At 42.2% G+C, this 23,505-nt stretch carries 21 protein-coding genes and 3 tRNA genes; 13 read left to right on the forward strand and 11 right to left on the reverse strand.

Annotation, left to right across the window (positions count from 1 at the left end):
* Window positions 1-6 precede the first annotated feature (6 nt).
* The 5 genes from DCO56_RS00730 to rocD all read right to left on the reverse strand — a co-directional run bounded on the left by DCO56_RS00730 (window position 7) and on the right by rocD (window position 8,419).
* A complete protein-coding gene (locus DCO56_RS00730) occupies window positions 7-1,269 on the reverse strand; it encodes a right-handed parallel beta-helix repeat-containing protein (RefSeq protein ID WP_108631874.1) in 1,263 nt (420 codons plus the stop codon).
* A gap of 90 nt (window positions 1,270-1,359) precedes the next feature.
* The gene (locus tag DCO56_RS00735; RefSeq protein WP_108631875.1) at window positions 1,360-4,143 is read right to left on the reverse strand and encodes a TonB-dependent receptor; all 2,784 of its coding nucleotides are present in this window, start codon (window positions 4,141-4,143) and stop codon (window positions 1,360-1,362) included.
* A 206-nt stretch (window positions 4,144-4,349) separates the two neighbouring features.
* Complete coding sequence (locus DCO56_RS00740) at window positions 4,350-5,972, reverse strand: tetratricopeptide repeat protein (protein ID WP_181390424.1); 1,623 nt, start codon at window positions 5,970-5,972, stop codon at window positions 4,350-4,352.
* A gap of 219 nt (window positions 5,973-6,191) precedes the next feature.
* A complete protein-coding gene (gene rocF / locus DCO56_RS00745; RefSeq protein ID WP_108631877.1) occupies window positions 6,192-7,157 on the reverse strand; it encodes an arginase in 966 nt (321 codons plus the stop codon).
* Window positions 7,154-8,419 (reverse strand): ornithine--oxo-acid transaminase, encoded by a 1,266-nt coding sequence (gene rocD / locus DCO56_RS00750; protein WP_146190952.1) that lies wholly within the window; start codon window positions 8,417-8,419, stop codon window positions 7,154-7,156. Before rocD ends, rocF begins: the two co-directional genes overlap by 4 nt.
* 124 nt (window positions 8,420-8,543) lie before the next feature.
* Between rocD and DCO56_RS00755 the strand changes: the two genes are divergently transcribed.
* Entirely contained in the window at window positions 8,544-8,996 is a 453-nt protein-coding gene (locus DCO56_RS00755; protein ID WP_108631878.1) for an Lrp/AsnC family transcriptional regulator, read from the forward strand.
* Window positions 8,997-9,062: 66 nt separating this feature from the next.
* Here DCO56_RS00755 and DCO56_RS00760 read toward each other — a convergent pair whose 3' ends face one another.
* A complete protein-coding gene (locus tag DCO56_RS00760; RefSeq protein WP_108631879.1) occupies window positions 9,063-9,248 on the reverse strand; it encodes a hypothetical protein in 186 nt (61 codons plus the stop codon).
* 205 nt (window positions 9,249-9,453) lie between these two features.
* Here DCO56_RS00760 and DCO56_RS00765 point away from each other — a divergent pair, with 205 nt between their 5' ends.
* The 3 genes from DCO56_RS00765 to DCO56_RS00775 all read left to right on the forward strand — a co-directional run bounded on the left by DCO56_RS00765 (window position 9,454) and on the right by DCO56_RS00775 (window position 11,975).
* The gene (locus DCO56_RS00765) at window positions 9,454-9,696 is read left to right on the forward strand and encodes a hypothetical protein (protein WP_104382080.1); all 243 of its coding nucleotides are present in this window, start codon (window positions 9,454-9,456) and stop codon (window positions 9,694-9,696) included.
* 100 nt (window positions 9,697-9,796) lie between these two features.
* Window positions 9,797-10,456: an NAD(P)H-binding protein gene (locus DCO56_RS00770; RefSeq protein WP_108631880.1), complete on the forward strand. Its 660-nt coding sequence runs from the start codon at window positions 9,797-9,799 to the stop codon at window positions 10,454-10,456.
* 106 nt (window positions 10,457-10,562) lie between these two features.
* Entirely contained in the window at window positions 10,563-11,975 is a 1,413-nt protein-coding gene (locus DCO56_RS00775) for an alkaline phosphatase (RefSeq protein ID WP_108631881.1), read from the forward strand.
* A 40-nt stretch (window positions 11,976-12,015) separates the two neighbouring features.
* Here DCO56_RS00775 and DCO56_RS00780 read toward each other — a convergent pair.
* From DCO56_RS00780 to DCO56_RS00790, 3 genes are all read right to left on the reverse strand, one after another.
* Window positions 12,016-12,088 (reverse strand) — tRNA-Thr (locus DCO56_RS00780).
* Window positions 12,089-12,122: 34 nt separating this feature from the next.
* Window positions 12,123-12,195: transfer RNA gene (locus tag DCO56_RS00785), tRNA-Thr, on the reverse strand.
* A gap of 33 nt (window positions 12,196-12,228) precedes the next feature.
* Window positions 12,229-12,301, reverse strand: a tRNA-Thr gene (locus tag DCO56_RS00790).
* A gap of 274 nt (window positions 12,302-12,575) precedes the next feature.
* Here DCO56_RS00790 and clpB point away from each other — a divergent pair.
* Window positions 12,576-15,176, forward strand: a complete 2,601-nt coding sequence (gene clpB, locus DCO56_RS00795; RefSeq protein ID WP_108631882.1) for an ATP-dependent chaperone ClpB — start codon at window positions 12,576-12,578, stop codon at window positions 15,174-15,176.
* 71 nt (window positions 15,177-15,247) lie between these two features.
* Here clpB and DCO56_RS00800 read toward each other — a convergent pair whose 3' ends face one another.
* Entirely contained in the window at window positions 15,248-15,742 is a 495-nt protein-coding gene (locus DCO56_RS00800) for a TlpA family protein disulfide reductase (RefSeq protein ID WP_108631883.1), read from the reverse strand.
* 157 nt (window positions 15,743-15,899) lie between these two features.
* Here DCO56_RS00800 and purN point away from each other — a divergent pair, with 157 nt between their 5' ends.
* A complete protein-coding gene (gene purN / locus DCO56_RS00805) occupies window positions 15,900-16,472 on the forward strand; it encodes a phosphoribosylglycinamide formyltransferase (RefSeq protein ID WP_108631884.1) in 573 nt (190 codons plus the stop codon).
* A 253-nt stretch (window positions 16,473-16,725) separates the two neighbouring features.
* On the opposite strand, the gene DCO56_RS00815 is transcribed toward purN, so the two are convergent.
* Window positions 16,726-17,961: an MFS transporter gene (locus DCO56_RS00815; protein WP_108631886.1), complete on the reverse strand. Its 1,236-nt coding sequence runs from the start codon at window positions 17,959-17,961 to the stop codon at window positions 16,726-16,728.
* Between the two features lie 92 nt (window positions 17,962-18,053).
* Between DCO56_RS00815 and DCO56_RS00820 the strand changes: the two genes are divergently transcribed.
* From DCO56_RS00820 to DCO56_RS00850, 7 genes are all read left to right on the forward strand, one after another.
* Window positions 18,054-18,551, forward strand: coding sequence for a PaaI family thioesterase (locus DCO56_RS00820; RefSeq protein ID WP_108631887.1), 498 nt, complete (start codon window positions 18,054-18,056; stop codon window positions 18,549-18,551).
* A 40-nt stretch (window positions 18,552-18,591) separates the two neighbouring features.
* A complete protein-coding gene (locus DCO56_RS00825; RefSeq protein ID WP_108631888.1) occupies window positions 18,592-19,008 on the forward strand; it encodes a transposase in 417 nt (138 codons plus the stop codon).
* Between the two features lie 81 nt (window positions 19,009-19,089).
* Window positions 19,090-19,737, forward strand: a complete 648-nt coding sequence (locus DCO56_RS00830; protein WP_108631889.1) for an SCO family protein — start codon at window positions 19,090-19,092, stop codon at window positions 19,735-19,737.
* A gap of 1 nt (window position 19,738) precedes the next feature.
* On the forward strand, window positions 19,739-20,158 hold the full coding sequence (locus DCO56_RS00835; protein WP_108631890.1) for a c-type cytochrome: 420 nt from the start codon (window positions 19,739-19,741) through the stop codon (window positions 20,156-20,158).
* 205 nt (window positions 20,159-20,363) lie between these two features.
* On the forward strand, window positions 20,364-20,969 hold the full coding sequence (locus tag DCO56_RS00840; RefSeq protein ID WP_108631891.1) for a TetR/AcrR family transcriptional regulator: 606 nt from the start codon (window positions 20,364-20,366) through the stop codon (window positions 20,967-20,969).
* Between the two features lie 4 nt (window positions 20,970-20,973).
* The gene (locus DCO56_RS00845; protein ID WP_108631892.1) at window positions 20,974-22,299 is read left to right on the forward strand and encodes a TolC family protein; all 1,326 of its coding nucleotides are present in this window, start codon (window positions 20,974-20,976) and stop codon (window positions 22,297-22,299) included.
* A gap of 28 nt (window positions 22,300-22,327) precedes the next feature.
* A complete protein-coding gene (locus DCO56_RS00850) occupies window positions 22,328-23,485 on the forward strand; it encodes an efflux RND transporter periplasmic adaptor subunit (RefSeq protein ID WP_108632885.1) in 1,158 nt (385 codons plus the stop codon).
* Window positions 23,486-23,505 lie beyond the last annotated feature (20 nt).

Here is a 23,505-nt window from a genome sequence, read left to right on the forward strand (position 1 = left end):
TGTTAATTAAAATTTAGTACCAAAAGCACCGACATAAGTCGCGGGCTTTGGCGAGGAATACGATAAACCATTGGATAGCATCAAGCCATCGCTAAAATGAGGCTTAAAAGCAGCTGTACCTGCTTTTAATGCCGGTGAATTGCCTTGTAGATGGAAATCCCAGGCTGCATCAAATACATAATTATTGACCGAAGTCTCTAAGGGGTAGGCTGTAAATTTAGGATTGTTCTCGCCAGCGGTTTTACCTCTGACATCATTGGTGCCGCCTACGATATCATTCTTTCCGACCTGAAATTGGTCCACCGTCAATTGATCATAGCCATAATACCAGTTGTTGCTCGAAACCGAACGGCTATCTTCCGGATTTTTGGCATCACGTTTAACGCCAAACCGTGTATTGGCAAAAATATTGTTATGGATCTCTGCTTTTACCGAAGCTTCCAGCCAGATGGATCCTCCTTTAGCTGTTGGCCTACGCCAACCGGTATTAAGCATGCTGTTGTTATAAACGAAGATATGCGCTTGCGGCGTGCGGTCGCCAGAATTGGACAGCTTCAATGCATTGGTATTGACACTGTATATCAAGTTGAAAGCTACGTCTGCCAGAGAGCCCGATTTAAAATTCATCGCTTCCCCCCCGGTTACCCCATTCGAAAAGAACCGGTTATTGGCGAAGATAATCTTGCCCCCTTCAATATAAGTACAGTCTTCATAAAAATGACTGATCGTACTATTTTGAACAATCAATTTACCTTCGACATTGGAAAACCACAAAGCAGGCAGCGCTTCCCCCGCTTTCTGTTTGTACAGCCTCATCTTCACCGAAGTCGATGCATCCGAGGTAACCGCGCCACCATATTCTAAATACGTATTATCCAAAACCAGTTCCTTACAGCTTGGCGCCGCTAAAATACCGCCCCAAAGTTTTCCAAATTCATTTTCTTTGGTTTTGTAAGAATCCTCCACCGTAAATTTCACGGGGCTCTCGGCTGTACCCAGCACATACAGGTTGCCCAGTACAACTATCTCAGGCTTATTGGCCGGATCCATCAGCACCGTTACACCTTCCTCAATGGTCAGCGACTTTCCTTCGGGAATAATAATATCCCCCGTGATACGCTGCACGGTACCTTTGCTCCATATGCCTGCTACCTCACCGATCGCACTACCATTGGCATCGGAGGTGTCTACATCGCTATTTGCTTTCTCACAGGATGTCAACCATACCAATGTAAGGGACATGAGCAGTATAATAAAGTTATTTTTCATCTGTAAATATTTTTTCTGCCATCGTTCAGATGGAATGTTCTTTGTTTAAAATCAATGGGATTATTTCTCGTAAACAGTCCGCGCAGACGCTTATTTCTTAAAAGAATAACGTAAACCAAGAATATAGTTCTGACCGTATAAATCCTTCCGGATAAGCGTGTTGCCACCTTCCACTATTTTCTCGGCGATCTTATCATTTTCTGGATTTGTACCCTTTACGTAAAGTTCCATGGGCGTGTTCAACAGGTTATTCGCTTTGGCAAAAACCGCCCAGCCGGCTTTGAATTTCTTCTCGATGGAAGCATCCAGCTGGATAAACCCTTTCTGCCATAAATCGGCGTTTAAAAATTCCGATACCGAATTGATCCGTGAGCCCGTATAAGATCCGGCCAACTGTCCTTCCCAACCCCTGTTTGCATCCTTATAAAGCAAAGACAGATTGGCAATATGTGCTGCCTGCCCATGAAGAGGCCGTGTCTGATCCACCAGGATTGGATCCAGATCCTGTGTGACCTCATTGATTACCCGCGATTTCTTCGGTGTGGTGATCCGTGAATGGGTATACGTATAATTGGCTTTAACACCGAATTTTTGGATATATTTAATATAATCCAGCTCTACACCAAAATTGTTTGCCGTTCCAAAATTACCCGGCATATAGTACACATCCTGTCCGCGAATTTCATCGGGCTGAAAGGTATATTCTATCGGGTTTTTAATCCTCTTATAGAATAGTCCGGCAAGAAATTGCGATGAAGGCTCCGGAAATAGCTCATAACGTAAGTCAAAATTATCCGCTAGTGCATGTTTCAAATCCGCATTTCCGCGTTCCCAGAATTCTTCATTTAATACCCGCGATGGCACCACCTCATAGAAACCCGGGCGGTTTAATGCTCGATAATATGCCCCATGAAGCTGCTGCTTACTATCCAGGTGATATTTCATGGTCAAACTAGGCAACCATTCGGTATAGGTCCGGGAGCCCTCCGGTCTTTCTTCACCATCCGGAAACAACAATTTATACCCCTGATTAGTGTGCTCCATCCGTATACCACCGATCATTTGAATTTTGTCATTCTCGTAGTTGAACATCCCGTAGGCAGCGGTGGTTTTCTCGCTGGCATCATAGGTCAGCGGGTTCCGCACAGCACCTGTCGGATTGCTAACCGTGAGATTCAAACCCGTATAGTCCTGAAAATCCACCCCATATTGGTGCTTCGCTTCACTGGCGATTGGAGACAGATTGTAATTGTTATAGAAACTGCTCCGTTGTTTGTCGCGATACAAGCCACCGGTCGACAGTTCCAGTTTGTTTGCCGCCAACGGCACCTTATACGCAAGATCCCAATATCCGGCACGGTCATCGTCCGTATTCCGCTCCCAGCGATAAGTCACCGGAGACCTATTGACCAATGAAGTCCGTCTGCGTTGAAAATTCTCTTCGATACCATCCAAACTAATTGTCGTATTCTGCGGCACTTCATTACGGGCAGATGACAGCACCCCGGACCAGCGGAAGTTCAGGCGGTTATCCAAAAAATGATGATCTCCCTGTAGATTGCCATTGTAAATCTGCTGCTCCGTCTTTCTGGTCCGGGTCACATAAGTCAGTTCAGACTTGCCGATACTTGGATCATACTGTCCATTATAAATTGTATTGACCGCATCGCGCAATTGCAGATTATTCAGGTTCACGTACATCTGGTAAAAACTCAGCCGATGATTGGCATTGAATCGGTAGTCTATCTTGTTGTGCACACCCAGGCGCTGTTGCTGCTCATCGTATTGCCGGTCATTCTTTTCGGTGATGATCGCATTCGGATTGGTATTATTGACCGAAGATTTGTAAAAAATGGAATGACTACCACGGTAAAGATTTTGGTAGCTCAGCCCCAATATTACCCCCAACTTATCATTTAGGTAACGGTTCCCAACCGTCAAATTACCAACAAGATCCGGTGTCGGTTTCTTATACGTATAGTCCAATGTGCCCTTATCAAAATCAGCGGCGGTGGCATTGTAATTTTTTCCATGCAGTTCATAGGGCGACTTTGATGAAACAGCTCCGCTGGAGAAGCTGCCAAAATCGCGGTTAAAATACCGCTGGCTATAACCTGTGGCCAGATTGGCCTGAAAGAATAGTTTACGCGGTGCGGATTTCATCACCATATTCACGACACCACCGATGGCATCTGCCTCCATATTTGGTGTCAGCGATTTGTAGACTTCCAATCGTTCCAACATATCGGAAGGGAATAGATCCAAAGGTACGTAGCGGTATTTATTGTCCGGGCTGGGTACTTTCACGCCATTGACCAAAGTCGTATTATAGCGTTTGTCCATTCCCCTTAAAATTGCATACTGTCCCTCGCCATTTGAATTACGTTCGATTGAGACGCCCGAAACACGTTGCACAACATTTGCCACCGTAATATCCGGCGAGATCTCTATTGCCCTGGCCGATACCACATTCATGATCTGTGAAGCATTCTTTTCCAGTCGGCGGGCGCTTGGATCATCATCACCACCGTTGCGCTGTCCTTTGATCGTTACCTCCATTAAGGTCTGCTCGCTCGAGGTAAGCTGAAACGTAAAATGAGGGGTATTTTCCTTTTTTACCTCAATTTCCTGGACCAGTTCGGCATAAGCCATATGTCTGATATGTACTTTATCCCTACCTGCTGATAGTCCTTTGAATTCAAATGAACCATCCAGTTGTGTCCTGGTTGACAGACCACTTTGTTCGAGGAACACGGTAGCACCGACAATGGCTTCCCCTGTTTGTCCATCCAGGACTTTCCCCTTGATCTTGGTCGCATAAGCGGCGCTGATCGAAATGCTGGAGGCAAGCAATACCGTTAAAACATTTTTCATTTTTAATAGATTATTATGAATCTTTGATTGTTGCCACAAATATGAAAGCCTGCAACAGATTCACAAAATCTTTGGTGTTACAAGAAAGAAACAAGCCAAAACCTAGACTAGACGAGAGGGAAACAATAGATACTAAAAATCTGAAATAAAGACATTTACATCAAAAATAAACGCCATTAAAATTCAGTTACCCTTATGTTAAGAAATTATGAAATACGGAGCAGATACCCCGCAAGATCCTCACTCTGTTCCAATTTTAGTTTTTTCCGTAAGCGATGTCTGGCCACCCGAAGGCTATCTTGGGAGATCCCCAGAAGGATTGCGATATCGGTATTATTGAGATTGATTTTCAGCAATGCGATCAGGCGCATATCGGCGGCGGTCAGATCGGGAAACAGCTTGATCAATTTTTCAAAGAAACTATGATGCACACGTTCAAATGTACCCATGAATTCTTTCCAATGAATGCCCTGTGTAATGTGCTCATTGATTTGTTGTACCATGCGCTGCATAGGTTTCTTCTGATCCCTTCGATCATCTTTGACCAGGGCTTTTAGCTCGTCCCGTAGCTCCTCCAGAAATTGATTGCTACGGATAAGATTAAGCGTATGTGAGGTCAGTTCTTTTTCCTTCAGGGTCAGCTCCTGTTTGAGTTGTTTATCTTCCAATAGTTGGTTTTTGAGTGCTATTTCAGCCAATTCGCGCTCGGCTTCCTGCTTCCGTGATTCGGCAATCTGGGTTTTGATCTTAATTTTTTGCCGGCTATAGAGTACGTAGGAAAGTATACTTAATAAAATCAATACGAGTATCGTACCCAATAATAAGATGGAATTCATCCGTTTGTTGGTCTGCAATTTCTCTATTTCCTCCGCCTTTTGGTTCATATCATACAGTGCCTGAAAAAAAGCCGTATGGCGGGCCCCATCCACACTGTATAGTTCCAGTACCAGTTTTCGGCTCCGTTCTGCGTAGAAATAAGCACTATCCACCTGCCCGCTTAAAGCGTATGTTTTACTGAGGTCTTTTGTCGTTGATGCCATCTGATAGACATCGCCAAGGTTTTCAGCTAAGCGAAAAGCAAGTTGAGTCAATTGAATACTTTCAGGATATTTATTTGTTTTTCGAAAGATATCCCCCATGTTATTGATGACCACAATCTTTCCATAATTGTCCTGCGTTTGCTCATACAAATTTCTCGCCTTTTCGAAATGCGCATAGGCACTGTCATATTTGCCCAGATCCTCGTAGATGCTGCCCAGGTTTTCATGAATCTTGGCTTCACCGTTGCTGTTCGTCTGTTCACGATAGATCGCCAAAGCCTGCTTTTGATAGACAAAGGCCGAATCGTAATGCCCCTCTTTTTCAAAAAGATGCCCGATATTCCCCAAGACTGAAGCTTCACCATTTCGGTCATTTTCACCTTTGAATGCATGCAAGGCTTTGTTAAAATATTCTTTTGCAACATGATGCTGTTTATTGAAAATATTGAGTTCGCCAATATCTGTCCAATTAGATGCCAGCGATTGCTTTGCATTGATCTGCGTGTAGATACGGTCCGCCTGGAAATAATAATCCTGCGCCTGAGCGTAATGCCCCTGATTGACACACAACCAGCCGATCGCCTGTAAACAATTTCCCTGCAGTAGTAGATCACGGTCATTGACGGCTTTCGCATAACGTTTTTTGACTAAGGTAATCGCTGAATCCGGATAGTTTTGACTTATTACCCGAATCTCCTTAAATGAATCAACTTGTGCCGTAGTCAACTGTGACAAAAGCAGTTGCCCCAGAAAGACAACCGAAAATATAATGTTATTAGAAATCCTCATTTTTGCAGTAAATAATCGCCCTGCAAATTTAAGCGGAAACATGTTAAGAGAATATTAAATCCGATTAAACTTAATATGGCGCAAAGAACAGACTACATCGCAACCTCAGGATAAGACAGAGCACACTTTTCATGTTGGACATACCTTGTCAGCAACGAAGCCCCTACCACAAACGAAAAAGGGGCATCGCCCCCCTTCGCAACAAAGTCGTGCTACGGATCAATACCCGGATTTAAGCTCAATCAAAGGTGTTATCCGTTCTAAAATATCAAAAGCGACCTCGGCCATCTTATTTCCTTTATTGTCCAGCAAGGGATTTACCTCAACAATCTCCAAACAGGTAACTTTTCCCGAACGGATGATTTCTTCCAATATCAGAACGATTTCCTTCGGCATAAAGCCTTTGGGAACGGGAGTCCCTGTACCGTCTGAAATCAGTTCACTATCCATACTATCCACATCGAAGGAAATATAAATCATATCGCAGTCCCTCAAATTGCTCAATGCCTCAGCGACACAATCATCAATGCCCCGCTGACGAATTTCTTCGACGCGGTAATTTTTTATACCTAAACGCTCAATCAGCAGATCCTCGGGCTCCTCCGTATCCCGAACGCCAAAATAGATTAAATTCGCGGGCTGTATCTTCTCGGCCGGACCAGCAATACGTTTCAGCTTATTCCAGAATTCCTGCGTTGATTGATCAATTTCATTGATTTTACAAGACAAATTATCATCATTCAACATGGCCGCCAAAGGCATCCCATGCATATTGCCGGAAGGCGTTGTATAGGGTGAATGAATATCCGCATGGGCATCAACCCAGATCACCCCCAATTTTTTATCTGGGTAGGCCGATTTGATTCCACTGATTGTGCCCATTGCCGAAGAATGGTCACCCGAAAATACCAGCGGGAAATTACCCGCTGAAAGACTATCCTCAACGGTTGAGGCCACTTGTTTACATTGCTCGTAAATCTGCTGAATATGTTTACCAAAAGGGTGATTATCATTTTGATAAATGGAACTATTCCGTGTAGGCACATCCACAAAAGGATAATTGATAAAGTACTGACTCCCTTTGTTGATTGCCGCAATCTCAATGGCATCAATTCCTAAATCAGAACCTCTGGTACCCGCACCGATATCTGACCTGTTTTTGATCAATTCAATCATTTTCTTCATCTTGTGGTCACATTAGTCAACGATCGCTCGATTATCTCCAGACAGCTGTTGATCTGGCTTTCGGTTATAACCAAAGGTGGAGCCAAACGAATTTTGTTGCCGTGGGTAGGTTTTGCCAGCAGACCATTCTCCTTAAATTCCAGGCAAATATTCCAGGCCAGGTCACTTTCTTCACTGGCATTGATCACAATGGCGGTCAAGAGTCCTTTACCCCTAACCTCGGTAATGATATCCAATTTAGCGGCAATCTTGTGTAATCCTTCCAGAAATAGATCGCCCATCTGACCTGCATTCCTGATCAGATCTTCATCCAGCACGACCTGCAATGCCTCCATAGCCACTGCACAAGCCAAAGGATTACCACCATAGGTAGAGCCATGCTCACCGGGTTTGATACATAACATAATCGCATCGTCTGCCAACACCGCAGACACGGGCAATACACCTCCGGATAGGGCCTTACCCAAGATCAATACATCCGGCTTACTTGCGCTGTCTACATCGTCAATGGCATAAGATGCCAACATGCTTCCGGTTCGTGCGATACCTGTCTGAATTTCGTCCGCAATAAAAAGCACATTATAGTTCGTACACAACTGGCGCACACGTTTTAGATAATCCGCATCCGGAACCACAATACCTGCTTCGCCCTGAATGGGCTCCACAATAAATCCGGCAATATTTTTATCCTGTTTGAACAATATTTCCAATGCTTCGATATCATTGTAAGGTACCAATGCAATCCCTTCCACAAAAGGGCCAAAATCACTGGTCGCGGTCGTATCGTTTGAAGCAGATATCACCGAAATGGTACGTCCATGAAAATTATCTTTGGCAAAAACTATTTTAGCTTGGTTCTGTGCAACACCCTTCACTTGATACGCCCACTTACGACAGAGCTTCATCGCCGTTTCAACAGCCTCTACACCAGAATTCATGACCAAAGCTTTATCGAATCCGAACAACTTGCAGATCATTTCTTCAAAATCGCCTAATTTATTGTTGTAGAAAGCACGTGAGGTCAAGGTTAACTTTTGGGCTTGATCCGTCAATGCAGCAATAATCCGTGGATGGCAATGTCCTTGATTGACCGCTGAATAGGCGGATAGAAAATCAAAATAAGATTTACCGTCAACATCCCAAACCATAACACCAGCTGCTCGTTCCAGTACGACCGGTAAAGGATGATAGTTATGTGCTCCATATTTTTCTTCCTTGGCCACGAATGCCGCGCTATTTCCTTGTTTAGATACCATACTCATAATTTGGATTTTATTTTCAAATAATAACAAATATACAATTTTTACTATTTTTAACACAAAACAATGTAATTTAACACTAAATTAGCGTTAAAATATTAAAATTAACTTTTAAACCTACATAACAATGAACGGCATAGATGAATTTGACCTTCAGATTTTAAAATACCTGGATGCAGATGGCCGAATGGCCTATTCCGCAATTGCTACTGCATTGGGTGTATCCAATACCATGATCCATCAACGGATTAATCGCTTAATGGAACAAGGTATATTGACCGGCATAAAACCTGTATTGGATGAAAAAAGATTAGGTTATGACTGGGGGGCTTTTACGGGCTTGAGCCTAGAAAAAGATCATGATTCAAGCCGTATTATTGCGGAATTGAAAAAAATCCCCGAAGTAACGGAATGTTATTACATCACGGGAAATTATACCTTATACGTTAAAATTATAGCCAAAAACCATGAACATATGCGCCAATTGCTATATGAAAAAATTGACAACATTCCCGGCATAGCAAAAACAGATTCGCTCATCGAATTGGGTTGCGCTTTTAAACGTAATATTATTCTTTAAAAATTAAACAGATTACGCAACTGGTCTTGAATCTACGGCAACAGCAATGGGTTCAGGACCTTACTGTTACTTGCCGATATTTGCCAGCTCTTCTTCTGTCCAATAAATCAATTCCCGCAATACATACACGTTTTCATAACTTCCCAGTCCATCTATATAATCCCACAAATTGCCCTCAACTTTAACCGGTCTACCATGATGCAGTATATCGTATCCTTCATCCAACCAATTTTGTATCTGCTCTTTATCCATCTTTATATAATCTTATTGTTCACAATTAAACTAAACGGTCACCTCAAATATAAGGCATTTTTATGAGGGAAATAAAGCTGCTCCACAAGAAAATTCAAATTCGGCGATTATTAAAACATCGACTCCTTTGCTAAGTTTTTTCGGTCTAAAATGACTGATTTAAGATTAAATAAGGTATATTCGTATGAAACCAAATTGCATAATTATGGCAGATTTTTTCTATGTTGGCTATGAAGGTGAAGACGAATTGCTCGAACTCGTAGCGGTATCAACCATCCAATCTCTCCTCTATTTTCAAGACGCCGATCAAGAAGATTTTACAACAATAAAAACATCCATTGATCAAAACTTTATTGTTGAGGAAGATCTGATCACTGTGGCCGACACCCTGCGACTGGATCAATCCATCGTACGCTTCACTCCCGGAAAACCAAACTATAAAGATTAAGCTTCCGGTATAAATCCCGGACTTAGTAACAGTAACAATATCACGATGATGCACAGGTGATCCTGTTCATCATTTGGTATGGAACAAAAAAACGAACACTATGAGAGCAGTCTTAATTGGCGGATCTGGCGCAACCGGAAAAATACTTGTGCAAGATTTATTGAAGTCAGCGGAATTCACCGAAATTATCGTCCTCCTACGTCGCAAGACATTTGACGAACAGCCCAAATTACAGCAGATTATTGTGGATTTCAACAAGCTACAGGAATTTGAACAGCATATTCGGGGTGATGTCGCGATCTCCTGCCTTGGCACCACAGCCAAAGATGCGGGCAGCAAAGACGCCCAGTGGCGCGTGGATCATGACCTCAACCTGCAATTTGCGGCGCTGGCCAAGAAAAATGAAATCCCTTGTTTTGTATTGCTGTCGGCAGTCAATGCTGACGCTGGATCTAAAATTTTCTATAATCGAATGAAAGGGAGCTTAGAACAACATGTTAAGGCACTTGATTTTGGCAAGCTTATTATTGTGCAACCCGGCGGTTTAATCCGTCCAAACACAGATCGCGTAGGTGAAAAGATTGGCATAAGCGCATTAAAGGCCTTTAATCGCATTGGCCTTTTCAAGAACTACGAAGCGCTTCCTGTTGCCCGCGTAGCCTCGGCGATGCTGCAGGCTATTCGCAACTGTAGAGAATCCGTCAACATCATCTCCGTAAAAGACATCAAACAATTAGCAGAAACAGCAAATCAGCAGTAACTGCCACATCTCAGGGACTGCATAAAGAGCATTCATAATAATGAATTAACAATTAGCTAATGCTGACTTGTTAATTTGCGGTCATTTATTATTATTTATCACGCTAATGAAAAAACATTTTTTATTCCTCCTTCTCTTTGCTTATATCCAGGTATTTCCGGCTTTCAGCCAAGAAGCGAAATATATCTTTTACCTGATTGGTGATGGAATGGGCCTCAATCAAGTCAACCTGACTGAAATACACCGCGCCGAAACCCAGCAACAAAATAGTACCGTACCGCTCGTGTTTACTCAATTCCCCCATGTTGGCTTTGCTTCAACACATTCACAATCCAACGGCGTTACCGATTCTGGAGCCGGTGGTACTGCACTTGCTGTAGGTAAAAAGACAAAGAATGGTGTTATCGGGATGGATAGCACAGGAACAGTACCTTATAAAAGTATCGCTTATGCAGCCAAAGAAAAGGGAAAAAAAGTCGGCATCATCACTAGTGTAAGCATTGACCATGCCACGCCAGCATCGTTTTATGCCCATCAGCCTGACCGTGATATGTACTACGAAATCGGAAAAGAAATTATCAGCTCCAATTTTGACTTCTTCGGCGGATCCAATTTCCTAAAACCTGAAACAAGCTTTGACAAAAAGACAGCACCCTCCCTTTTTCCATTATTCGAAAAGGCAGGATACCAGGTTTTGAAGGGAAAAGATGCCTATACGCAATACCCGCGCAAATCTGATAAAATTATCCTCATGAACACCGAGGGAACGGCAACTGATGCGTTAAAATATGCCATAGATCAAAAGCCCGCTGACCTAAAGCTTGCCGATATTACTGCCGCAGCTATCCAATCGCTGGAACTGAATAACAAAAATGGGTTCTTTTTAATGGTCGAAGGCGGAAAAATAGACTGGGCCTGCCATGCAAATGATGCTGCTACTACCATCCGGGAGGTGCTGGACTTTAACTCCGCTGCAGAGCTGGTCTTTGAATTCTATAAGCAGCATCCCAATGAAACGCTTATTGTCGTGACAGCAGACCACGAAACAGGCGGATTGGGTATCGGCAACGGCAGCTCGACATTAAAAACTAAATTGCTGGCCAATCAAAAATTATCGCATGCCGAACTGTCTAATGAAATCGGTAGTCTGCGCAAAAGTAAAGCAAATGCTTCCTGGGATGATCTAAAAAACTTACTTTCGGCACAAACAGGGCTGTATAATCAGGTAAAAGTAAATACAGATGACGACAAAATGCTGAAAGAGGCCTTTCAGCGAAGCTTCGTTGACCATCAAAATGAGACAGCAAAAAGTCTATATGCAAGTGATGACAAAATCGCCGCTTTAAGCATCGCCATACTGAACCGCATGGGCTCAATAGTCTGGGCTTCCAACAACCATTCGGCAGCCTATGCACCCGTTTATGCCATTGGTGTGGGTGCTGAACTGTTCAATCAGAAAATGGATAATACCGATATACCGAAGAAAATAGCAATAGCTGCCAAGCTGAGTCTGGATTAAAAACAAAAAATCCGCAGGAATTATTCCTGAGGATTTTTTGAGCCTCTTATCGGGATCGAACCAATGACCTACTGATTACAAGTCAGTTGCTCTACCAGCTGAGCTAAAGAGGCCTTTTAAATGAATTTTAATGAGTGTTGCTCAAAGAGCCTCTTATCGGGATCGAACCAATGACCTACTGATTACAAGTCAGTTGCTCTACCAGCTGAGCTAAAGAGGCTTTTTAAAGAAGTTTAATGAGTAGTACTCGAAGAGCCTCTTATCGGGATCGAACCAATGACCTACTGATTACAAGTCAGTTGCTCTACCAGCTGAGCTAAAGAGGCGTTCACTTCTTTTCAATCTTTAAAACGGCCGTCCGTTTTAAGATGCTGCAAATATCGAAAGCCTAAATCAAAAATGCAAGTCTACCGCTATAATTTTTGTCCTTGGCATTGACAAATAATTCAAAATCAACAGCATTATTTTTACAATATGAAGATTTGTCATGATTCAATAAATATTAATGCCATTTTTTCCGAAATAACCCATAAAACCCGAATGGCATTTCAATTGTTATAGATGAAGCACAGCAACAAAACTTTAATTAAGCGATACAGCATGAACTTTAACAACTACACAATCAAAGCCCAAGAGGCTATACAAAAAGCTTCGGAGATTGCCGCTGGAAATCAACAACAGGCCATCGAGACAGCACATATACTAAAAGCATTACTAACTGTGGATGAAAACGTTGTCAGCCACCTCTTAAAGAAACTGAACGTTAATGTCACTTACCTTGGCACTGAGCTTGACAAGCAAATCGAGGGTTTCCCAAAGGTAAGCGGAAGCAATATCTACCTGAGCAGTGATACCAACAATGCGCTACAAAAAGCGCAGGGATACCTCAAAGAATTCAACGATGAATTTGTCTCTGTTGAGCACTTGTTATTGGGCATATTGGCCACTTCGGACAAAACATCCACCCTATTGAAATCCCAAGGTGTGACCGAAAAAGATTTAAAGACGGCCATTAAAGGACTACGTGGAAACAGCCGCGTGACCGATCAAAATGCGGAAGCTACCTATAATGCATTGGGCAAATACGCCCGTAATCTAAACGAGTATGCTGAATCTGGTAAGCTCGATCCGGTCATCGGCCGGGATGAGGAAATCAGACGTGTGATGCAGATTCTTTCACGGCGTACCAAAAACAACCCTATACTCGTTGGTGAGCCCGGAGTCGGTAAAACAGCTATCGCTGAGGGAATCGCCTACCGGATTATTAAAGGCGACGCACCGGAAAACCTCAAATCCAAAATTGTCTTTTCTTTGGATATGGGTGCCCTCGTGGCCGGAGCCAAATACAAAGGTGAATTTGAGGAACGTCTAAAAGCTGTTGTCAAAGAAGTCACCGATTCCAATGGAGAGATCATTCTATTCATAGATGAAATCCATACCTTGGTCGGTGCCGGTGGCGGCGAGGGTGCAATGGATGCCGCAAACATCTTGAAACCTGCATTGGCCAGGGGTGAGCTACGTGCCATTGGAGCCACTACACTCAATGAATATCAAAAATACTTTGAAAAGGATAAAGCTTTGGAACGCAGATTCCAAAAAGTCATGGTGGAAGAGCCGGACACCCAGGATGCGATATCCATTCTTCGGGGATTAAAAGAGCGTTATGAAACACACCATAAGGTGCGTATCCTCGACGAATCCATTATCGCTGCAGTGGAACTGTCACAACGCTATATTTCAGACCGCTTTTTACCGGACAAAGCAATTGATCTGATTGACGAAGCAGCTTCAAAATTGCGGCTGGAGATGGATTCCGTACCCGAAGCGGTCGATGAGCTGGAACGTCGTATCATGCAACTGGAGATTGAACGCGAAGCATTGAAACGTGAAAATGACGACAAAAAGGTACAGGAACTTTCAGAAAGCATTGCCAACCTATCCGCTGAACGCGATACGCTACGGGCTTCTTGGCAAGAGGAGAAAAGCTTAGTCGACAATGTAAACCAGGAAATTGAAAACATCGAAAACTATAAGCTTGAAGCCGAACAGGCGGAACGTTCCGGTGATTACGGCAAAGTAGCGGAACTGCGTTACGGAAGAATCAAAGAGGCACAGGAAAAAGTAGAGAAACTGAAAGCTGAACTGGCTGAGAAACAGGAAAGCAAACGCATGCTCAAGGAAGAGGTAACTTCGGAAGATATTGCTGATGTTGTTGCCAAATGGACAGGCATCCCTGTCAGCAAAATGATTCAGTCTGAACGTGAAAAACTGCTGAATCTGGAAGAAGAGCTCCACAAACGGGTAGCGGGTCAAAACGAGGCCATCGAAGCCATTTCAGATGCGATCCGCCGCTCCAGAGCTGGACTGAACGATGCGAAGCGTCCGATAGGCTCATTCATTTTCCTAGGTACAACTGGGGTCGGAAAAACCGAACTTGCTAAAGCCCTGGCCGAATTTCTCTTCGATGATGAACAGTCCATGGTGCGTATCGACATGTCCGAATATCAGGAACGCCATGCCGTATCCCGTTTGATCGGTGCGCCTCCGGGATATGTAGGTTATGATGAAGGCGGTCAGCTCACAGAGGCTGTACGGAGACATCCCTACTCGGTCGTATTGCTCGATGAAATCGAAAAAGCACATCCAGATGTATTTAATATCTTATTGCAGGTACTGGATGATGGTCATCTGACAGACAACAAAGGCCGTACGGTCAACTTTAAGAACACGATCATTATCATGACCTCCAATACGGGTTCACACATTATCCAGGATAATTTTAGTCATTTGAATGACGGCAATAAAGAGGAGATCATTGCAAAAACACGTACCGAGGTATTTGACCTGCTTAAACAGTCGATCCGTCCGGAGTTTCTGAACCGTATTGACGAGGTGATCATGTTCACACCATTGAGCAGAGATGAAATCGCTGATATTGTGAGACTTCAATTTGCCCATGTCCAAAAACAACTGGCCGAACAGAATATCTTTATCACGGCGTCTGACGAAGCGATGGACTGGTTGGCACAACTCGGTTACGATCCGATCTATGGCGCCAGACCGTTGAAACGCGTCATTCAGAAACGTATTCTGAATGAACTTTCCAAAGAAATCTTATCCGGCAAAGTCAGCCGCGATTCCATCATACGGCTGGATGTGTTCGACGGAAAATTTGTCTTTATCAATAAACAGCAAGATTAACACCTGTTGTTTCATAAAGTAAAAGCCCTGCTTCATCAGTGGGGCTTTTACTTTTAGGAAACAATGATCGTTTAATTCGGAACCCCTATGGCTTTGAGCAATTTTTTCACATCGTCTTCACCATCAAGATGCTGCACCAATGTTCTGGTTTTTCCATCATAAATATAAAGGGAGGGATAATTACTCGGGTTAAATTTTTCAATAAACTGCGTTCCGCCATCATACAAAAATTTCACGTTGGCCGCCCCCTTCAATGCTTCGGCATGCATATTAATAAATCCATCCACATAGACCTTATCATTCATCGAAATAAAGTAAAAACTAACATTTTTGAGCTTCTGTAAATTCTGTGCGATGCCCGCTCCCATTTTTTGACAATGCCCACAGCCCGGATCGTAAAAATCAAGGACGATATAACCTGTTTTAGGCAACCTGTCCGAACTGAACTTACCCGTCTGATACACCTCTTCGAATGTAAATGCGGGTATCGTTTTTGGCGCCTGGGCAAACACAGGCTGAAAAAGGAAAAATCCACAGGCAAGAAATAGGGAACAGAGTAACTTCATGTTAGAGAATTTTAAACAGACAATGAATATTCAATTAAATTTTAATCAATTATACTAAAAACGCGGTTCTATTCGTCAATATTTTAGTTTTTTTACAAAAAATGCGTAAGTTTGGGCTAATTTTTAAATCGATCAAATCTATTAACACTCATTAATCGTGAAAAAACGAATTGCCATTTTTGCTTCAGGTTCAGGATCCAATGCTCAAAAAATAATGGAACATTTCAAATACTCAGATGAAGCTGAGGTTGCGCTGATCCTATCCAACAATCCTGATGCTTACGTTATTCAACGCGCTGACAATTTTGAAATTCCAGCACATATATTCGATCGCAATGAATTTTACAACACAGATAATATCGTTAACATTCTTAAAAATTTAAATATAGATCTGATTGTTTTGGCCGGCTTCCTATGGCTGGTACCCAATAATCTTTTAAGAGCTTATCCGAATCAGATCATTAACATCCACCCTGCTCTCCTGCCTAAATACGGCGGTAAGGGCATGTACGGAGACCATGTGCATAAAGCTGTTTTAGCCAACAAGGAAGAAGAACACGGTATCACGATTCACTTTGCCAATGAACACTTTGATGAAGGTGAAATTATTTATCAAGCCAAGTTTAAGATAGATCCCAATGATACCCTGGATATCATTAAGTTTAAAGGTCAACAATTGGAACATCAACATTTTCCGAAAGTGATTGAGAATCTAATCAAAAAAATGTAAAAACATTATTTTTTATTTAGAACTATTTTAAACAAATAGTAACTTTGTACCATGAACGAAGTTATTGAATCCTTTGTGGAACCGTGTGAGGGTGAGGGCAAAGCAAGCCCATTTCAATTTAGAAGCGCTGCAATGAATCCTTTTTCTGATTTTTCCTGCATCTGTTTCAAAAAATGCTGCAAGAAATACAAAGAAGGGAAACGTTGCAAAAAATGTCCCGGCCGAAAAAAATAGCCAGTTTAGATCCAGCTCGTTATTCCTCGAGATAGTTGAGATCTTTATCAAAGCTCTCCTCAAGTTGCGTGAGGGAATATATAGCAATACCTGAAAGCAGCAATACCATCGTAATTGCCGCAGGTACAATACCAAAAGAATTTACTAAAAGTCCATATAACATGGTCGATGGGATCAAGGCTCCTCTGACAAAATTAGGAGCTGTCGTTGCGACCGTAGCCCGCAGGTTTGTACCGAATTGCTCCGCCGAGATCGTCACAAAGGTTGCCCAGTACCCTACTCCAAGCCCCATAATAAACGCCAAAATCAAAAACTTATCGGCGGTAATTCCAGTACTTAGCAGATACCATAATGAGCTAGCAACAATAATCAATTGGCAGATAAAAACAACTTTCTTCCGTGATTTTAAAACCTGTGCAAATACTCCTGCCAAAACATCACCTAAGGAAATTCCGATGTAAGCAAACATCACCCCTTTGCCTGCGCTTAAAGTCTCAGATGCACCCAACGCCTTTCCGATTTCCGGAGCCTGCGTCACCAACACCCCGACCACAAACCAGATTGGCAGACCGATGCAAAGACAATTAACATAACGTTTCAATCGGCTCTTATCTGTAAAAAGCATCCTAAAATCACCTTTCGGCACATCTTTTTTATCCTGTTCTTGAAATAAGCCCGATTCAAAGGAACCGACACGTAATAGCAGTAATAATAGGCCCATTCCACCACCAACAAAATAAGCGGTGCGCCAATTGAATTCCTCGGAAACAAAGTAAGCAAGAATAGCACCCATTACCCCAACACTGGCCACCAGCATTGTTCCATAACCGCGTTTCGACTTATGCATACTTTCCGACACCAAGGTAATCCCCGCCCCCAGTTCACCGGCCAATCCGATTCCCGCGATAAACCGGATAATGCCATATTGCATGACATCGTGTACAAAACCATTGGCAATATTCGCTAATGAATACAGGAGAATAGAACCGAACAAGACCTTTAAACGCCCGAATTTATCCCCGATAATCCCCCAGATAACTCCGCCCAAGAGCAAACCGCCCATTTGCATATTAAGTACAAATTCGCCTTTTACCCGCATCTCTGCTACCGGAACCCCAATATCCGTAAAGGATTGAATGCGGACAATGGAAAAAATAATGAGATCGTATATATCGACAAAATATCCCAGCGAAGCTATTGTCACCAATAACCATACTTTCTTGCTCTCAGCCTGTTTATCTTTTAATGTTGACATTTTAGGTTTTTTGATGCCGTAAAAATACCATAGTGAACGAAGAAAACCAAGATTTCAGAAAATAATCCGCCACATTGTTTTATTTTTGCAAGATGAGATACAGTCCGCGTGCATTAACATGGCTCTTGCGCTTTTACCCGCCTTTTTTATTCCAGGGAATCTGGGTAAAAAAGATCAGTCCCGGCTTCAAAGGAGCCGAGGTAAAAATTTACAAGACCCCATTCAATATCAATACCAATAGAACCTTGTTTGGCGGGACCATCTTTGCTGCGGCAGACCCTATATTTCCGATCCTGATTGATCAGTACCTTCAAAAAACTGGCTTTAAAAAAACCATTGCCTGGCTTAAATCATCAAAAATAGATTTTAAAAAACCGGGCAAGACCAGCGTAGGCTATTCGGTGCAGCTTTCGGACGCACTGCTAGCGGAATGTACCCAGACTATACGTACAAAAGGTAAAATCATAAAAAACCTGAGTTTGGAAATCAAAGATAAAAATAATGAGCTATGCGCTGTAGTGCATTGTGAAACCTACATTCGTGACTTGAATTTTACATTCCCGGATAGAAATCAAAAGCTCGGGCAATAAGAAATTGATATCTTTGTCCAATTACCAAAAAAATAGAAACATGAACAAAATCGCTTTCATGGCTATCGCATCCTTGGCAATAGCGGCATGTGGAACCACCGGCACAAATAATGTAAAGGCTTTACAGGATTCAACAATTAAAATCCATGATGAAATCATGCCTCAGATCGCCCATTTTGACCGCGATGCAGTCAAAATTGACTCCATCTTAAACAACTTAAAGACACTTAAAGCAGCTAAGGCCGATTTGGACACTACAGCTACAAAGAAAGATCTCGGCATATTAAAAGCGAATTTGGAAAGTGCGACGGACCATATGATGGACTGGATGAAAGATTATAATCCAGATAGCACCGATGTTAAGTATTTTGAAGTTGAACTGCAGAAGGTGTCAGACATGAAAAAAATATTTGACGAAGTTTCCAAGGAAAGCCAGGAAAAATTAAAAAATTTCTAAAGCAGCCGCTCCATGCGCCAACAGCTTGTAGCTGGAGGAAATACCCCCGCGGGTGAATTGATAATAAAAGAATAAAAACAGATGAAATCTATAATTAAACTTTGTTGTGCCACAGGCCTATTGCTTGGTTTATTCTCCTGCAAAAACACGAGTCAGTCGAGCTTGCCCATTTACGGCGAACGTGAAGCCGTCGAGAAAACCGTTGACGGAAAGCAAGTCGTAGATACGGTCTATCATACCATCCCGGCATTTAAATTTTTAAATCAAGACAGTGTGATGATCTCAGACCAGAATTTTGAGGGCAAGGTTTACATTGCCAACTTCTTTTTCACCCATTGTCCGAGCATCTGCCCAACAATGAACCGTAATCTATTGAAAATCTACACACAATATAAAGACAACGATGCCGTCCGTTTTTTGTCCCATAGCATAGATTTTAAATACGATCAACCCTATGTATTGAAAGATTACGCAAATAAGCTGGGCGTGAGCAACGACCACTGGCAATTTGTTTCAGGTACAAAAGCTGACATATATGGCATCGCCAACCAATACCTTGTGTATACAGCAGAAGATAAAAATGCCCCCGGGGGTTACGACCACCAAGGCTACCTGGTCTTAATTGACAAGGATAAACGTATCCGTGGTGCTTATGACGGGACAAATGACGAGCAGGTAAAAAAGCTGATGGAGGACCTACCAAAGTTGTTGAACGAAGCTAAAAACTAATATGCGCGCGCTTTTTACGATCTGTTTTATCATTGGCGCCCTCCTATTGGTGCTCATCGGCTGTCAGAATGAAGTTGACATCAGAACAGCACAGTACAGCGTCAATGGTCAAAAAGTGTATATTACACATTGTCAGAATTGCCATGGCGAAAAGGGCGAAGGATTAGGAAACCTGTACCCTCCCCTGACGGATGTCAAATTCCTGGAAAGCAATCGGCAAAAACTTGCCTGCATGATCAAGTACGGGGCTACCGGAGCATTGGAAGTCGCAGGAAAGAAATTCAATTCCACCATGCCGGCTTCAAATCTTTCGGCGGTTGATATCGCCTACGTACTGACCTACATCAACACAAAGATCAATAAAGGCAAGGATATTTTTCCCTTGGCGGAAGTAGAAAAACAGCTAAAAAACTGCCAATAAAAAAGGAACTTTAAAAGTTCCTTTTTTTATGCCCTATCCGCAGCATATGCCTCAAATTAAACCACTAAAAAATAATTGCCCGAAGCCAAAACAATTTAAATCTTTTTTCCTTATTGTAGTATTGATCCAAATTGTTTAGCTTTTATTGATTTATAACAATAATCTGACATTTTGCATTCAAATTAATTGTTAATTTTGCACCCGAATGAACGTTCGATTGATGCATACAAATGAAAAAATAGCAGCTGTCTTTGCTGCCACACTTAAACTTATCCATACCAACGGCTTCCATGGGACGCCGATGAGTAAAATTGCACAGGAGTCGGAAGTAGCGATAGGTACAATCTATCACTATTTTCCTTCTAAAGATGATCTGATCTTTGCGCTTTTCAAACATTGTCGCTCGTTACTGAATGATTACATTTTTGATGGCATCAAAGAAGACTTTGACTACAAAGCGTCTTTTTTTCATGTGTGGCGCAATTTTGTCAAGTTCTATTTAGAAAATGCCCAGATCTTCAGTTTTTTTGAACAGTTTTTTTCTTCACCATACTATGAAAAGAATAAAGCTGAAATACAAGAACCTGTAGGTGGTCAGAATAAAGTCCTGGATTTTTTGCAGGAAGGCATTGATAAAAAGATTCTAAAACAAGTAAATGTCCACCTGTTGGTGGCTAGTTATATTGGGGTAGCTTTGTCTACAGTACACAACATCAAATTCAAAGATCTTCAATTCTCTGAACAAAATCTGAAGGAGCTGATGGAAATTATCTGGGACGGTGCTGTTAATAGAAATAAAATAATTAATTAGATATATGAAGTTCAATAAAATCGTTTATTCCTTAGCGACCCTATCGCTTTTGAGTAATACAGGATTTGCACAACAGCAATCTGAAAACTTGCCGCCAAATGCGACGCTTCAGCAGCTGATAGATTATGCTTTGCGGAATAAGATTTCGGTCAAACAAGCAGAACTCGATGAGTCCATAGGTGAAAAAGATATAGACATTTCGCTCTCTGGCTGGTATCCGCAACTTGGTCTGACGGGCAATTACAATCACAATGTGAAATTACCAACCATGTTTTTCAATGGTGCTAATATTCCAATGGGGACTAAAAATAGTAGCGCTTTAACGCTGCAGGCAGACCAACAGATTTTAAATCCTGCGTTAATGCAGGCGAAAAAAGGTGCTGATTTGCTCCGCCTGAGTAACAAACAGAACACGGAGAGTCAAAAAATTGACGCAGTGGTTGACGTGAGCAAAGCTTACTATGACATTCTGACTTCAGAAGAACAGATTAAAATCGTACAGGAAAATATTGCGCGTCTGCAAAAGCAATACAATGATGCCCATTCGCGCTATGATGTCGGTGTAGTCGATAAGACCGACTACAAACGTGCTCAGATTGCCCTCGCAAATGCCAGAGCAGATGAAAAACGTACCGTTGAGCTCCGTAAGTATAAATATGACTATCTAAAACAGCTGCTTGCCTTGGATAAAGGGCAAAACCTGACACTTTCCTTCAACAATACGAATATGGAAGGGCAGGTTTTATTGGATACGACTGCCGGTATCAATGTTACAAATCGCATTGAATTCCAACAATTGCAAACTTCCAAAAAAATTCAGGAATTAAATACCCAATATTATAAATGGACATATCTTCCCAACATAAGTGTTTTCTATAACTATGCATTTAATTATAGAAATAACAGCTTTGGCAAATTGTACAATGATAATATTCCGAGTTCTGTTGCAGGTTTGAACTTATCGTTACCTATTTTTCAAGGGTTCAAACGCAAGCACCAAATTAACAAATCAAAGTTGCAGGAAGAACGCATCGATTGGGACATCAGGAATTTGGAAAATACGGTCAACACAGAATATTCGATGGCCCGGGCAACTTATAACGCTAATCTAAATGACTGGAAAACAGCGCAGGAAAATGTTGTCCTTTCCAAAGAAGTTTATGAAACCATCAAATTGCAGTATGATGAGGGGATTAAAACTTACTTGGACCTCATGACTGCGGAGACTGATCTTAAAACAACACAATTAAACTATTTGAATGCCCTTTATGCGCTATTGTCAAGTAAACTGGATGTTCAAAAAGCAATTGGAGCGATCCAAACTAATTAATCAATTCAAACGGAAACTAATACAAATCATGAATAAAAGACAATTATTATTCGCTTTCTTCCTTGGGACGGCTTTAGTATGGACCTCTTGTGGAAATAAAGATGCAAAAAAGCAAGGTGCAGCACAGGCTCAGGCTGAGAAGGTTGTTCCTGTTACCTTTGGCGCAGCATCACATGAGATTGTTACGGGAACAATAAGTTATCCCGCAACAGTCAAACCGTTGAACGAAGCAGATTTATTTGCCGAAGTAAGCGGTTATATTACCAAAATATATGTTTCAGACGGTGCTGTGGTCTCTAAAGGACAAGCCTTGTATGAGATTGACGGAACACGTTATAATGCTGCAGTACAACAGGCAAAAGCAAGCCTGCAAGTAGCACAGACCGACCTTGACCGTCAAAAAAGAGATTTGGCACGTTACCAGACATTGGCTGACAAAGATGCGATCGCCAAACAAGTATTTGACAATGCAGTATCCGCTGTCGCTTCGTCACAGGCGCAGGTAGAATCTGCCCGCGCAGCGTTGGTTACGGCGAGTACAAACTTGTCACGCTCTACGATACGCGCACCATTTGCAGGAACTGTAGGTATATCGCAAGTACGTTTAGGTGCTTTGGTCAATCCAGGAACTACCCTATTGAACACTTTATCCTCAACAAGCCCTATTGCCATTGAATTTCAGGTGAACGAAAAAGATATCAGCAAATTTGTTCAAATGCAGAGCAGCCGCTCTTCATCGGACCTTTCACTTCTATTGCCGGACGGAAGCACTTATGAAGGAAAAGGCAATATAACAACAATTGACCGTGCTGTTGATCCAGCAACAGGAACAATTAAAGTCCGGGCTACTTTCCCCAACAATTCCAATGTGTTAAGAGCTGGTATGAACATTACGATGAATGTTTCTACGACTTCAGCAAACGAGGAAATCGTTGTGCCTTACAAGGCGGTTTTTGAGCAATTGGGTGTATTCAATTTATATGCCGTTAATGATAGCAGTAAAGCAGAAATCCGTCAGGTAAAATTAGGCATTAAAGCCGGTGACAAAGTTGTCATTAAAGAAGGTGTCAAAGATGGTGAAAAAATCATTGTTGATGGTGCCATGAACGTCCAAAATGGTGTTAAAGTTGTCGACGCTGCCACTGCCGCCCAACAAGCTGCAAAAGGTGCTCCACAAGGAAAATAACAACATTAATTTTTAAGAGA

This window comes from Sphingobacterium athyrii, assembly GCF_003071065.1.
Classification (GTDB): Bacteria; Bacteroidota; Bacteroidia; order Sphingobacteriales; family Sphingobacteriaceae; genus Sphingobacterium; species Sphingobacterium athyrii.